The following is a 13,955-nucleotide window of genomic DNA, read 5'->3' as shown; positions in this document are numbered from 1 at the left end:
ATTGGATCATGCAGCGCATCGAGGCAGATTCGACTGGACTAATGCGCTAGTACTTCAGGTCCGGGAAGAGAAAGCCGCACACGCGGTCGCTGATCTGCGCGGCGCGATCCATGCGCTTGCAGGATGTGGTGTGTTTGGTGGTGTCCAAATGCGACTTGCTTTCTGCGATGCCCTCGGCACCGATGTAATGCCAGTGATCTGCACCCTCGCAGCGCACCTCCATCGCTGAATTCCCGATGTCATGAGCATGGCCAGCGCAATGGCGGCGAACGCCAAACACAGTCCCGGGAGCAGAACGATGGACGCAGCTTTGCGCATGAAGTCAGTACCAGTAAGTTGCCCAGCCACGCATCGCGCAGCTGGGCATCGATCATCCGCCCTTGGATTGCTGGAAGCTGGCTTCTTCATAAGGCTGCACCACCACCCAGCCTTCGCCGGCAAAGCGCATCTGCAGGCTTTCGCCCGAGCCGCGGCCCAACAGCGTGCCGATCGACACATCGGTGACCAGTTCCGGGGTCAGCGTGCCGGACCAGGCGACGGTCGCGTTGGGGTCGGTGAACACCGGGCCGCTGGCAGCGGTGACCGGTAGCGTCAGCGGTTCGTAGTGCGAGGTGATCGCCACGATGCCGTGGCCGCTCAGGCGCACGTTGAACAGCCCGCCCGAGAGCATGCCGGCCACTTTGCGCATCAGGGTGATCTTGTGTTCGACACCGGCTTCGAACGCCAGCACATCGTTGCCGTTGACGAAGATCGCCTCGCCATTCAAACGCAGCAGCGTGACCAGCTTGCCGAGGTCGGCCAGATAGACGCGGCCCTGGCCTTCGGCCTTCATCAGCTGCATGCCTTCGCCGCTGATGGCTTTTTTCAGCAGATTGCCCAGGCCTTGTTCGAGCAGCCCCTCGCGGGTGAACTTGACGTTGCCGGTGCGCGCGACCATGGCGCCGGCCTTGGACCACACCATGCCGTCCAGGCGCACTTCCAGCAGATGCGGGTTTTCCAGCTCGAACGGATCGGGGCTGAGGTCCTTCTCCTTGGAGTGGGCAAGAAAGTCGTTGAGCGTGCGTACGGCCATGGGTCCGTCCTTTAGGCAAAGAGTGCGCATGATACGCGGCCGTCTACGTTGCGGTCGCGGGATGGCACCTATGTGCTGCGCATCACCGCGCGCGATTACAGCGGCAATATGGCGATGACCAATCGCGATCTGCGTGTACGGGTGAATTGGGCGCTGCGATCCAGGCAGCGGCGCTCACTCACCGCCAGCCAGACGTGGGCGATGCCCGGAGTCGGCATGGAGCGCTCGTTTGCTGCGGTTCCTGCGCGCCACGCACGCCCTTCATGATTGCTCGCCAGGGTTGAGAACAACTAGGGGGCGCGCACTGTTGCCGTGATGGCTGTGCTGCGCAGCGACGACGTGCACCTTCAAATCTCCAGCAACCCTCCGATCCTGCCGCTGCCACGCAACGCGCAGCAACGGGACAGTCCTCAGCGCGCCGTGGCCTCGGGCTTGCGCACGCGCTTGGCGGGTGCGGCTTTGGTGTCCTTGCCCGGATACAAGTTCAACAGCATCAAGGTGACGCCGTTGGTCCAGCCGAAGCCGTCCTGCAAGGCATATTCGCCACCGCCGCCGCCGGCTGCATCGGTTTCCAGGCCGTATTTTTCGACCAGCTTGTGCTCGCGTGCGAATAGCGCCTGCACCTGGGCGAGGAAGCGCTCGCCGATGGTGCGTGCCAGCGCGTCTTCGCCATAGCGGCGCAGTCCGTCCACGGCCACCCATTGCAGCGGCGCCCAGCCATTGGGCTCGTCCCATTGCTGGCCGGTCTTCACTGCGGTGGTGGCCAGGCCGCCCGGGCGCAGCAGCGTGTGACGCACGGTGTTGGCGGTGCGCTTGGCGTGATCGTCCGAGGCCAGGCCGGCGAACAGCGGATACAGCGCTGCGGCGGTGACCTGATTGCTCAGCGTACGCGTCTGCCAGTCGTAGTCGGCGTAATAGCCGGCCTTGTTCCACAGGTGCGCATCGATGGCCTGCTTGCGTTGCTGTGCGAGTGCGGCGTAATCGCGCGAGCACTCCGCGCCCGGCTGCGCGCAGGCCTGGGCCAGGGTGCGTTCCAGGTGGTAGAGCAGGCTGTTGAGGTCGATCGGGATGATGGCGGTGGTGCGGATGGTGCGCAGGTTCTGGCCGTCGGCCAGCCAGCGGCTGGTGTAGTCCCATCCGCTCTCGGCGCCGGCACGCAGGTCGCGGTAGACCTCGGCGGCCGGGCGGTCTTTCACCTCGGCGGCGGTGCGGGTGTCGTGCAACCAGGCTTCCGGGCGCGGGGTGTCGCGCTCGTCCCAATAGCGGTTGAGCACGCTGCCATCGGCCAGGCGCACGACATGGCGCACTGCCTGGCCGGGCTGCAGGTCGTCGCTGCCCTGCATCCAGTAGGCGTATTCCTTTTGCAGCTGCGGCAGGTAGCGCTGATAGACCGCTTCGCCTTCCACGCCGGCCTGCAGTTCCACCATGTAGGAGAAGAACGGCGGCTGCGAGCGGCTGAGATAGTAGGTGCGGTTCCCGTTGGGAATATGCCCGTAGGTGTCGATCAGGTAGGCGAAGTTGTCCAGCATCTGGCGGCTGAGCGCGGTCTCGCCGCTCTTCACCAAGCCCAGCATGGTGAAGTAGGAATCCCAGTAATACACCTCGCGGAAGCGCCCGCCCGGGACCACGTACGGGTGCGGCAGCGCCAGCAGGCTGCTGTGCGGCGGCACGTGGGTCTGGCTGCGCACCAGCTTGGGCCATAGCAGATCGATGTGCTCGCGCAGCGCGGTGTCCTGACGGATCGCGTCGGTCTGCACCGGTGGCGATTCTTCGAAATTGGCGTCCACGAACTTGCGCAGGTCGAAACCGGGGTGATCGTGCTGGGCCAGATAGTCGGCATTGATCAACGCCGGGTCGCGCAACGGCAGGAAGTCGACGAAGTGCTTCTGGTCGTCGAACAGCTCACCACGCTGCACAGCCTGAAACAGCTCCGGGTAGGCCAGGTCCGGCGTCGGCGGCGTGGGCGCCGGCGCATTGACGACCGATGTGTCCAACGGCGCGGCAGTCAGTGTGCACGGCGCGACAAACATGCTCAGCGACAGGCCAAGCAGCGACGTGCAGCACGGGGGCGCGGCAGAACTCATGGCATCTCCAGAACGGGCAGTGGCGTAGGGCATGGTAAACGACCGAAGTGGCGGACGGGACCGAGTGAGGTGCCGGCATGCCGGCAGGCTTCGCACGGGAACGACTGGATTCAGCAAGCTGATCCGGCGTGATGCCGGAGCGCGTGTTGATTCAGGCGTATCGGCGCGGATCCGGGCAGCTTGAATTTGCAGCACCCGCGCGCCGTAGCCGCTGCAAGATGCGCGCCAGACAGATGCATCGGAATGTTGCCGCCGACCCGCGCTAGCGCTTGCGCTCGGTGCCCAGCAGGCGCTGCAATTCCAGCGCATTGGACATCGCACAGCCGGCAGCGGTGTTGTCGAAGATCACCCAGCGTTCGGCCAGCGGCTGCGCGTTGTCGGATGGGCCGGCGCGCACCGCGGTGGCCAGGGCCTGCAACGCGGCGGCGTCGTAGCTGCTGTAGTAGATGCGCGGGGCGCCATGCCAGCGCCAATACAACGGCGCGGCAGCCGGGTTCGGGATGGCGGCCGCGGGCACCGGCGCCGGGTCGGCGGCGCCGCGTGCAATGCGGTGGCGTGCGAGCAAGGCCTGCGCGGGTGTGGCGAACCAGCTGGCGTGGCGCGGTTCGCAAACCACGCCGCCGTCCCAGCGCCGGCGCAGCATCGCAAAGAACCGTGACGCCACCGCAGCATCGAAGGCCGCGCTGGGCGGCAGTTGCAGCAGCAGGCAGCCCAACCGCGTCCCCAGCGCGCCGACCTGCGCGAGGAAAGCGTCCAGCAGCGGCCCGGTACCGTGCAGGCGTGCGTCGTGGCTGATACTGCGCGGCAGCTTGACCGAAAAACGAAAATCCTCCGGCACGCTGTCGGCCCATCGCGCGTAGGTCATGGCGCGGTGCGGGCGATGGAACGAGGAGTTGATCTCCACGGCATCAAAACGCGTGGCGTAGCGCTGCAACACGCTGGCGCCCTCGCCGAACTGCGCGCGGTCGGCGGCGGGAATCGACCAGCCTGCGCAACCACAACGCACGCGTGCAACTGCACTGGATGGTTGAACTGGCATGGCGGGTGAGGTGAGGGTGGCAGCCCTGTATGCAGGCACGCGCGTCAGGATGTCGTGTGCATCGCAATCACGGCCGGATCACCGGCCGCTTCGATACTTGGCGCATGCCAGAAGGTCCCTCACGTGTCATCACTGCGCGAAGACACCGAAGCGGTTGTCGGCCGCAAGATCCTGCGTGTGTCCGGCAACAGCAAGCAGGACATCGCGCGTCTGGATCAGCAGAAAGTGCTGGCGCTGCGGAGCTGGGGCAAACGCCTTTTTTTTTCGAACGCGCGCATTTCAGCGCGCGCATCCACTTTTTGTTGTTTGGCAGTTATCGCATCAACGAGAACAAACCCAACGCGGTGCCGCGCTTGTGCCTGGAATTTTCCAAAGGCCAGCGACTGCATTTTTATGCGTGTTCGGTGCAGTTCATCGAGCGTCCGCTGGATGAAGTCTACGACTGGACGGCGGAGGTGATGAATCCGCTGTGGGATGCCGCGCAGGCGCGCCGCGCCCTGCCTGTTGGCCGCCGATGCATTGCTCGACCAAACCATCTTTGCTGGCGTAGGCAACATCATCAAGAACGAAGTGCTGCACCGCATCCATGTGCATCCCGAGAGCACGGTGGGCGCGTTGCCGGCGCGAAAACTGGGCCAATGGGTCACCCAAGCGCGCGATTACAGTTTCGATTTCTACACCGTTTCGATTTCTACACCTGGAAAAAAAGCCTGCGTGCTGAAGACGCATTACCAGGTGCACACCAAGACCAGCTGCCCGCGCGATGGCGCACCGCTGCAGTGCCGAAAGCACTTGGGCAAGGCCGGGCGCCGCGCGTTCTTCTGCGAGGTGTGTCAGCGGTTGTACCGCGCCGACGGGCCCTGATGGCTGCAGTGGCACTCCGGAAAACAGCGCTGGCGGTCGGCCTCAGCCCGCGCGGGCGGCGGCATGCGTGCGCTCGCGGTTGGCCTGCGCATCACATGGCCACCGATCTGCCTGCCGAGTTTCTCGACTGCGTTATGCCGTATGCGGTCAGTGGTCGCGCCATCCCTTGCGCGCAGCGGATGCTCCAATCCACGTGCGCCCACCTGCGGCTCAATGTGAATGGCGGCTGGCCCTTTCCGGCCAAACAACGAATTACAAACGCGCGCCCGCGCCGCGCCCGCTAGATTTGCGCGTCGCACACCGGGGTTCGCCGGGTGGCACCCGCATTCTCATCTCATCGGTCTCCCGCATTGTGACTACCAGCAGGAAGGAAGCGCTTGTCCCGCATGTTGCCGCTGTCGCATGCACGGGCGCCATCCTGTTCTTTCTTGCCTGCCTGTTGCTGTACATGCCGCCACCGCGCCAAACCCCGCAACACGACGATACGTTGCAGGTGTATTTCGTGCCGCGGCCGCAACAAGCGCCTCCGGCTCCGCCGGAACCGCCACAGGAATCCGAGCGTCAACCACGCGCTGCATCCGCATCGGCTGCACGCACGGCGCCGCCACCCACGCGCACGCCACCGCCGCCGCGGCAGGTAGCTGCCGCGAATGCACCGGCCAGCGACTCCATGTCGGCCCAGCTGTATACCCGCGACGGGCGCCTGCGCATGGCGCAGGCCGACCCGATGGCGCAGACCGGCAGCGCGGTGCCGCCGGGCATGACCGACGAGCGTGCGCAGGCCAAGGCGCGCAACGTGATGGAACGGGTCAACCCGGTGCAGTACCAGGAAACCCGCTTCGCCAAGGACTGGAAGAGCGACGGCACGCTGGGCGATGTGGCGATGCAGGAAATGAATCGTGGCATGAAGAAGTTCAACGACATGCTCAATGGGCCGCAGACTCAGGTCGCCAAGGCGCGACCGCCGCCGGACGTGCGCTTCAATCCAGCGCTGGCCGGCAATCAGGCCGAGATGGGCAGCGAGGCGACCGGCGATGCTTATAAATCGGCGCCGATCGCGCACGAAACGCTGCCCGACCTCAAGGGCGAAGCCAGCCGTCGCATCCGCGAGGCGTTGGCGGCGCTGGAACAGCGTAGCGCGCGTTGCGATGCCTCCACGCGCAAGTCGCTGTTATCGCCGGTGCGCACGCACCTGTCGGATCTGGAGCGTGCCGAGCACGCCTTGAACAACGGTGCCGATCCGGTGATGGCCGCGCAGATGCTGCCGCGTCAGGCCGACAGCGCCTACGACCTGGCCCGCCGCGCGCTGTGGTACGCCGATCGCCAGTTAAAGCAGTGTGCGCTGGGGTGAGTGTGCGTTCGTGTTGCTGTGTAGACGCAGCGTGGAAGGCAGCAGGGTCGTTGCGAAGGTGAGCAATGCAGTGGTGCCATACCCTCACTCCACCCCCGTTGTCCGGCCCGCGCCCGCGACGCGGGCGCTCCAAGGCACGCACACCGGTGGCGTGCAGGCGGTGCTTTTTCGCCCCGATGGGAGAGGGGCTTCAATTGCTTCCGCCTGGTCCATCGTTCAAGCCAAGCGGTGAGAGCAAGTCCACCAAGCAACACCGCTGACGCCTCGCTTCCAGCCCTCGCCTGGTGGGAGGGGTTGGGGTGAGGGTACGTGCGCGAAGCAATGGATCAGTTCGCAGGCCTCAGGCCAGGCTCTGCCGGTAACGATCCTTTTCCGTGCTCAGCGCGACCTCGGCGCGTAGAAATACCTGGCCGATCGGTTCATCCGGACGGGTGGATTGCGCTTGGCCCAACAGGACGGTCAGGCCCAGCGCATGTTGTTGCTGGGCGATCTCGCGCAGGCGTTGCAAGGTGCGCTCGGCATCGGGGCCGCGCAGCACGGCGATGAATTCCGCACTGTCGGTGACACGGTCGATGCTGTTGCCCGGTCCCTGCACCAACGCCGCGAAGGCTTGGTCGAGCTGCTGCAAAGTGCGGCCGAGCAGACGCTCGCTCTGGCGTTCGGCCAGTGCGGCCAATTCCTGCACCTCCAGGATCACCAGGTGGTAGCCGGTGTCGGCAACGGCCTGGCTGGCGACCGGGACGACCGGCTGCAGGATGGCATCGCGCTCGACTTGCAGTTCGCGCTTGCGCTCGTCGAGCAGGCGCATGGCCACCCGTGCGAGCGCCTGCAGGCCGGTGCGCTGAATGTCGGTGAGGGTGCGTGGCTCGGTGTCGAGCACGCAAACCGTGCCCAGTGCAACGCCCTCTTCGGTGACCAGCGGCATGCCGGCATAGAAGCGCGCACCGGTGTCGCCGGTGACCACCGAGATATCGGCAAATCGGCTGTCCTTGCACAGGTCGGGTACTTCCATCAACTGATCGGGGCTGCGGATCGCGTAGTCGCACACGGCCTGGCTGCGGTCGGTCTGCTGCAGGCCCAGACCCAGCTGGGCCTTGAACCATTGGCGGTCGCGGTCCACCAGCGACATCAGCGCGATCGGTGTGCCGCACAGCGAGGCCGCCACCTGCACGACGTCTTGATAGGTGTCCTCCGGCAGGCTGTCGACGATGCGATAGCCGTCCAGGACTTGTTGGCGGGAGGCTTCGTTAGCTAGGGGCATGTCTTTCATCGAATAAGCCAGGCGAGCGCGAACGAGGAATCAGCAAGGATACCGGCAGCGTCGGTAACGCGGCGTGGGTGTTGCGGCGGGGATGGCGCGGGTAGGCCAGCGCCGCGTGATGACTGCAACGAATAAACCGGTGTTGCGTGCCGATTGGGTACGTATGTGTCGTGGCCAAACACAGGCGACCGATCTAACCGGCGCTGTGTGCACCGCACGCCTTGGCGAATTCTGTCACGGCGTGCGCGGCGGGGATGGCATCGCATCGGCGGTACAAGCCCGACGGTGGCCTGCCGGTGTCAGTGCCGCTTCAACACCACGCAGCATGGTGAACGCCTTGCTGCTGTCGAACCCGGTTGCAGGCATCAACCAGAGGGGGACACGGCGTGCGGCCCAGTGACGCGGTGCTGCAGCAACCGTTGGGATCGCGCACCAAGCGGCACCACTACCGGACGATCCGATGAAAACTGCCGCGCCTGGCCACCACACGCCGCATCGGCCTGGCCCCTGCCAGCACCGGCCACGCTGCGTGCAGCAGCGCAGCCGGTGCGACAGGTGCGATCAGCGCTTGACCGGTTTGCCGTCCACATCCAGCACCTGCACCTGGCCCAACTTGAGCGCACGCACCGGGGCTTCGATCTTTTTCAGGTCGCCGACGATGACCCAGGTCATCGCTTCTGGCTTGATGATCTCCTTGATGGCTTTTTGCGCGGCCGTCTGGTCGATCGCTTCCAGGCGCGGCTTGAGCGTTTGCACGTAGTCGTCGGGGCGGTCGAACTGCACGATGCCTTCGATCGCACCCAGCACCGCGCCGGTGGTTTCGAAACTGCCGGGCAGGGCACGAATGCGCTGGTTCTTGATCTTCTCGATCTCGTCGGTGGTCAACGGCTTGTCGCCGATGATGGCGGTCGCTTCCTTGAAGATCTCATTGGCCGATTCGGCGGTCTTGTCGGTCTGCACCGGTGCCGAGAACAGGTATGGCCGCTGGCCCTGCGCATCCATCATGCGGGTGCCCGCGCCATAGGCCCAGCGCTTGTTTTCGCGCAGATTCATGTTCAGGCGCGAGGTAAAGGTGCCGCCGAAGGCGCCGTTGGCCACACCGATCGCCAGGTTATCCGGTGCCTTGGTGGACGGGGCCAGCAAGCCGGCCAGAATCACCGACTGCGGTGCGTCCGGGCGGTTGATCAGATACACGCGTGGCTTGGGCTGGGCGGCGACGTTGGCCAGGTTCTTCTTCGGCAACGCGGTGGTCGGAGCCTTCCAGTCGCCGAAGACGGCATCGAGCTGCGGAATGATCTGCGAAAGCGTGGTGTCGCCGGCCACCAGGATGCGCAGGTTGTCCGGACGCAGCCATTGGCTGTGGAAATTCTGCAGATCCTGGGCGTTGAGGCTCTTGATCGCCGCCTCGGTGCCGCTGCCGGTGAGCGGGATGCCGTACGGGTGCTTGTCGCCGAAGAGCAACGGCGGCAACGCGCGTAGCGCCAGGCTGTTGGGCTGGGTCTTTTCCTGGGCAATACCGGACAGCCATTGGCCGCGGACGCGTTCGATGTCGGCGGCCTTGAATGCCGGGTTGCGCACGATGTCGGAGAACAACTGCAGCGACGGCTGCAACTGGTCATTGAGCGCATCCAGCGAAGCGCTGCAGCTGTCCAGATCGCAGCCGACCGCGGTGATCGCACCCAAGCGCTGGCGGCGCTGCGCCACTTCCACCGAATCCAGCGCGGTGGTGCTCTCGTTCATCAGTGCGGCGCTGAAGCTGGCGGTACCGAGCTTCTTACCCTGATCGGCGGCGTAGCCGGCGTCGAACAGCAACTCCACCTGGGTGACCGGGATGGTATGGCGCTCGGCCAGGATCACCTCAATGCCGTTCTTCAACTTGCCGCGCTGCAGTCTGGGGAAGCTCAGGTCCGGGAACTGATCGGTCTGCGGCACGCCCTTGCTGCGATCCAGCGTGGAGGCGGTGACCTTGAACGTGCCCGCGGCCGGCAGCTTCGGCGCCGGCTTGCCAGCTTCTTCGCCACGCGCGACCACCGCCTTGTCTTCGGCGGCCGGATCGAAATCCTTGCCGGCCGGCAGCACGGTCAACAGGTAATCGCCCTTGCCGAACCACGTTGCCGACGCCTGTTTGACGCTGTCCACGGTAGCGGCCTGGACGCGCTGCAGATCTTTCTTGTAGGCGCCCGGGTCGCCGCGATAGACCTGGCCCTCGGCCAGGATCACCGCCTTGCCGGTGAAGCCGCCCACCTTTTCCAGCCCGCGCACGAAACCGGCGCGGTAGGCCACCTGTGCGCGCTGCAGTTCGTCGGCGGTCGGTCCCTGGGCGATGAACTTCTTGAGTTCTTCGTCGATGACTGCCTCGACCTTGGCCGGATCCACGCCGTCCTTCACGTCGGCCTGGATCTGCACCTGGCTGGACAGCGCAAACGGCTGCACCGAGGCGGAGACCTCGTCCACCAGGTTGTCCTGATAGACCAGGCGCTGGTATAGCCGCGAGGTCTTGCCGCCGCCGAGCACGGTGGTGGCAAGATCCAGCTGGATCATGGCGTCGCTACCCAGCTGCGGCGCGGCCCAGGTGCGGTAGATGCGCGGCTGCGAGACATGGTCGTGCTGCACGCCGCGCTTCTGCGCCGCCAGCGGGGTCACCCACGGCTGCTGGCGCGCCACCGGCTTGCCGGACGGAATATCGCCGAAGTACTGCAAGGCCTTGGCGCGCGCCTGCGCCACGGTGATGTCGCCGGCCAGCACCAGGGTGGTGTTGGCGGCGCCGTAGTTGTCGTTGAACCACTGTTTGACGTCGGCCAGCGAGGCCGCATCCAGGTCTTCCATCGAGCCGATGGTGTCGTGCTGGTAGGGGTGGTTGGCCGGGAACAGGTTGGACAGGATGTTCTGGTCCACGCGGCCATAGGGGCGGTTCTCGCCCTGGCGCTTTTCGTTCTGCACCACGCCGCGCTGGGTATCGAGTTCCTGCTGGCCGATGGCACCGAGCAGGTGGCCCATGCGGTCCGATTCCAGCCACAGCGCGGTATCCAGCGCGGTGGTCGGCACGGTTTCGAAATAGTTGGTGCGGTCGAACCAGGTGGTGCCGTTCATGTCGGTGGTGCCGACCTTTTCCAGCGGCGCGAAGAAGCTGCCCTTGTTGTTCTCCGAGCCGGAGAACATCAGGTGCTCGAACAGGTGTGCAAACCCGGTCTTGCCGGCCGGCTCGTCGCCGGAGCCGATGTGGTACCAAATGCTGACGGCCACCATCGGCGCCTTGTGGTCTTCGTGCACCACCACCGTCAGGCCGTTGGGCAGGGTGAAGCGGGTATAGGCGATGTCGGGAATGGCGCTGCTGGCCGTGCTCTTGGACAGGCTGGCCGGGGCGGCGGCAACGGCGGGGGCAACGCAACCGGCAGCGACGCCGAGCACACCGGCGATCAACAAGGACAGCGGACGCAGCATGTGACACTCCAGAACAGGGCAATCGACCGAGGGTAGTGGCTGCTTGGCGGCGCCGCAAATGCTGATGGGCAGGGGATGGGCGGGGTTTGCTGCGGATGGAACGCAGAAGTTGGCAGTACTGCGTGCCGGCGCGGCCGCTTTCTAGAGCCCGCTTGTGTGAGCGAGCCTGGCCGCGTTGCTCAAGTTGCTCGTCGCCTCGCCGTTACTTTGGGCGACCTACCCTGACCAGATGCTACCCGCCGATCACGCCATGACCGTCCTGTTGCCGCCCGTGCCGATCCCCGTCGACGACGATTTGCGCGTGGACGCAGTGCGCCGGCTGGGGGTGCTGGACACCGAGGCCGAGGCCGAGTTCGACGATATCGCCTGGCTGGCGTCGCATGTCGCCGGCGCACCGATGGCACTGGTGTCGCTGCTGGATGCCGACCGGCAATGGTTCAAGGCGCGCTGCGGTACCGACCTGGAGGGCACGCCGCGCAGCGCGTCGTTCTGCTCCTACGCGGTGATGGGTACCGAGTTGATGGAAGTGCCCGACGCCGAGGCAGACCCGCGCTTCGTCAACAACCCGTTGGTGACCGCCGCGCCCGGTGTGCGCTCCTATGTCGGGGTGCCGCTGGTCGGCCGGGAGGGCTATGCCTACGGCACGTTATGCACGCTCAGCACCAAATCGCGCGTGCTCGACGACCAGCAGAAGCAGGCGCTGATCCGCCTGGCGCGGCAAGCGGTCAGCCAGCTGGAAGCGCGCCGCGATCGGCTTGATGCGCAGGCGCAGCGGCAGACCCTGAGCATGCTGCTGGAAGCCATGCCCGACGGCGTGGTGGCCTGCGGCACCGACGGTTTGCTGCGCGAGTTCAACCACGCCGCGCGGCAATGGCATGGCACCGACCCGCGCGTGCTGCCGCCTGAGCAATGGGCGCAGCATTTCGATCTGTACAGCGCGGACGGCAAGCGGCTGCTGCCCACCGACGCCATCCCGCTGCTGCGCGCCTGGCGCGGCGAGCACGTGCGCAATGCCGAACTGGTGATCCGTGCCAACGGTCAGCCTCCGCGCAGCGTGCTGTGCAATGCAGACCCGGTGGTCGGCGACAAGGGCACGGCGTTGGGCGCGGTCTGCGTGATGCACGACATCACCGAGCTCCGGGATGCCTCGGCCGCGCTGGCTGGCGAACGCGCGCGGCTGCAGGCGCTGGTGGACGCCTCGCAGGACGTGGCGATCATGGCGTTCGACCCGCAGGGCCGTCTGGAACTCTTCAATCCCGGTGCCGAGCGCCTGCTCGGTTACAGCGCCGACGAGGTGCTGGGCATCTGCCCGACGCAGTTCCATCTGCCGGCCGAACTGGAACGCCACATGGCGACGCTGGCGTTGTCGCCGCCGTCGTATGTGAGGCTGGCGGCGGCCGCTGCCGGCGATGTGCTGGCCGAAGAACTCTGGACCCTGGTGCGCAAGGACGGCGAACTGCGTCGTGTGCGCCTGTGTTTCAACATCATCCACGACGCGCAGCAAGGCCTGGCCGGGTATCTGGCGATGGCCATCGACGTCACTGCCGAATTGCAGGCGCAGGCCGCCGCGCAGCTGGCCGCCGAGCGCTTCACCGGTGCGTTCGAAACCGCGCCGCAGGGCATGGCGATCGTGTCGCTGGAAGGCGAGTGGCGCGACGTGAATCCTTCGCTGTGCAGCATCCTGGGTTATCCGCGCGAGCATTTGCTGCGCACGACCTTCCAGCAGATCACCCATCCCGACGATCTGCAGATGGACCTGCAACTGGTGCGGGATCTGATCGACGGCAAACGCGGCAGCTACAGCCTGGCCAAGCGCTACATCAGCCAACAGGGCACGGTGATCTGGGCGCAGCTGTCGGTATCGCTGGTGCGCGATAGTCGCGGTGCGCCGGTGCATTTCATCTCGCAGATTCAAGATGTGACCGAGCGCCATGTGGCAGCCGAGCGGCTGGCCGAAAGCGAGGCGCGTCTGCGCGCGATCAGCGATGCGACGCCCACGTTGGTTGCCCAGTTCGATTCCGAACAGCGCTACCTGTTCGCCAATGAGGCACATCGCGCCTGGCTCGGTATGGAGCCTGCCAGCCTGGTTGGTCGCCATATCACCCAAGTGTTGGGCGAAGACCTCAACTCCGCCGCGCGCGCTGCATTGGCACAGGCAGTGGCCGGGCAGCGCGCCAGTTTCGAACATGTCTTGCATGGCGGCGCCAACTCGCGCGATGTGGAAGTCACCCTGGTGCCGGAAATGCACGGCACTGCGACGCTGGCGCGGGGGTTCTTCCTGATGGCGCACGATGTTACTGCGCACAAGACGCTGCACCGCTTGATGCACGAACGCGCCACCCGCGATGCGTTGACCGGACTGCCGAACCGGCATGCCTGGTCCGAAGCGCTACAGGCGGCGATTACGCAGGCGCACCAGCAGCAGCTGGCGGTGGCGGTGATGTTTCTGGATCTGGATGGCTTCAAACGTATCAACGATACCTACAGCCACCGTGCTGGCGATGCAGTGTTGGTCGCGTTCGGCCATTGCCTGCAACGCGCGGCTGGCGAGCGCTATCTGGTCGCACGCCTGGCCGGCGACGAATTCGTGGTGTTGCTGGATGCGCTGCATGATCCGCAAGCCGAATGCGCCGCGATAGCAGATCGCATCCGCACGCTTGCGGCGGAAGGCGCCATGTTCGGCGACCAGCATCTACCGATCCAGCCCAGCATCGGTGTGGCCTGGCAACACGGCGCACAGGCCGAGGCGGCCAGCTTGATGCATGCCGCAGACGAGGCGATGTATGCGGCTAAACGCGCACGCTTGCCGGACGGGATAAAAGCATCCCGCCCCTGAGCGCGTT

The 13,955-nt window shown here is 65.7% G+C and carries 8 protein-coding genes and 1 pseudogene; 3 read left to right on the top strand and 6 right to left on the bottom strand.

The window, feature by feature from the left end; genetic code table 11:
* Nucleotides 1–46 precede the first annotated feature (46 nt).
* The 4 genes from XpruCFBP8353_RS08385 to XpruCFBP8353_RS08360 all read right to left on the bottom strand — a co-directional run bounded on the left by XpruCFBP8353_RS08385 (nucleotide 47) and on the right by XpruCFBP8353_RS08360 (nucleotide 4,195).
* Nucleotides 47–223: a hypothetical protein gene (locus tag XpruCFBP8353_RS08385; RefSeq protein ID WP_243391070.1), complete on the bottom strand. Its 177-nt coding sequence runs from the start codon at nucleotides 221–223 to the stop codon at nucleotides 47–49.
* 147 nt (nucleotides 224–370) lie between these two features.
* The gene (locus tag XpruCFBP8353_RS08380) at nucleotides 371–1,072 is read right to left on the bottom strand and encodes an AIM24 family protein (RefSeq protein WP_101362819.1); all 702 of its coding nucleotides are present in this window, start codon (nucleotides 1,070–1,072) and stop codon (nucleotides 371–373) included.
* A 410-nt stretch (nucleotides 1,073–1,482) separates the two neighbouring features.
* Nucleotides 1,483–3,156: an alpha,alpha-trehalase TreA gene (gene treA / locus XpruCFBP8353_RS08370; RefSeq protein ID WP_101362817.1), complete on the bottom strand. Its 1,674-nt coding sequence runs from the start codon at nucleotides 3,154–3,156 to the stop codon at nucleotides 1,483–1,485.
* A gap of 262 nt (nucleotides 3,157–3,418) precedes the next feature.
* Nucleotides 3,419–4,195, bottom strand: coding sequence for a DUF72 domain-containing protein (locus XpruCFBP8353_RS08360; RefSeq protein WP_101362816.1), 777 nt, complete (start codon nucleotides 4,193–4,195; stop codon nucleotides 3,419–3,421).
* A 104-nt stretch (nucleotides 4,196–4,299) separates the two neighbouring features.
* On the opposite strand from XpruCFBP8353_RS08360, the pseudogene XpruCFBP8353_RS08355 reads away from it, so the two are divergent.
* A pseudogene (locus XpruCFBP8353_RS08355) lies at nucleotides 4,300–5,059 on the top strand (DNA-formamidopyrimidine glycosylase family protein).
* A gap of 352 nt (nucleotides 5,060–5,411) precedes the next feature.
* Nucleotides 5,412–6,410: a hypothetical protein gene (locus tag XpruCFBP8353_RS08350; protein WP_101362815.1), complete on the top strand. Its 999-nt coding sequence runs from the start codon at nucleotides 5,412–5,414 to the stop codon at nucleotides 6,408–6,410.
* A 340-nt stretch (nucleotides 6,411–6,750) separates the two neighbouring features.
* Here the strand turns inward: XpruCFBP8353_RS08350 and XpruCFBP8353_RS08345 are convergent, their stop codons facing one another.
* Nucleotides 6,751–7,680, bottom strand: a complete 930-nt coding sequence (locus tag XpruCFBP8353_RS08345; RefSeq protein WP_101362814.1) for a GAF domain-containing protein — start codon at nucleotides 7,678–7,680, stop codon at nucleotides 6,751–6,753.
* 552 nt (nucleotides 7,681–8,232) lie between these two features.
* Nucleotides 8,233–11,112, bottom strand: coding sequence for a M16 family metallopeptidase (locus tag XpruCFBP8353_RS08340; protein WP_101362813.1), 2,880 nt, complete (start codon nucleotides 11,110–11,112; stop codon nucleotides 8,233–8,235).
* Nucleotides 11,113–11,341: 229 nt separating this feature from the next.
* Here XpruCFBP8353_RS08340 and XpruCFBP8353_RS08335 point away from each other — a divergent pair, with 229 nt between their 5' ends.
* The gene (locus XpruCFBP8353_RS08335) at nucleotides 11,342–13,948 is read left to right on the top strand and encodes a PAS domain S-box protein (protein WP_243391089.1); all 2,607 of its coding nucleotides are present in this window, start codon (nucleotides 11,342–11,344) and stop codon (nucleotides 13,946–13,948) included.
* Nucleotides 13,949–13,955: the final 7 nt, after the last annotated feature.

Source organism: Xanthomonas prunicola (assembly GCF_002846205.1).
GTDB lineage: Bacteria > Pseudomonadota > Gammaproteobacteria > Xanthomonadales > Xanthomonadaceae > Xanthomonas > Xanthomonas prunicola.
Note: the sequence above shows the minus strand (reverse complement) of the source record. Positions and strands in the feature narration are given on the sequence as shown.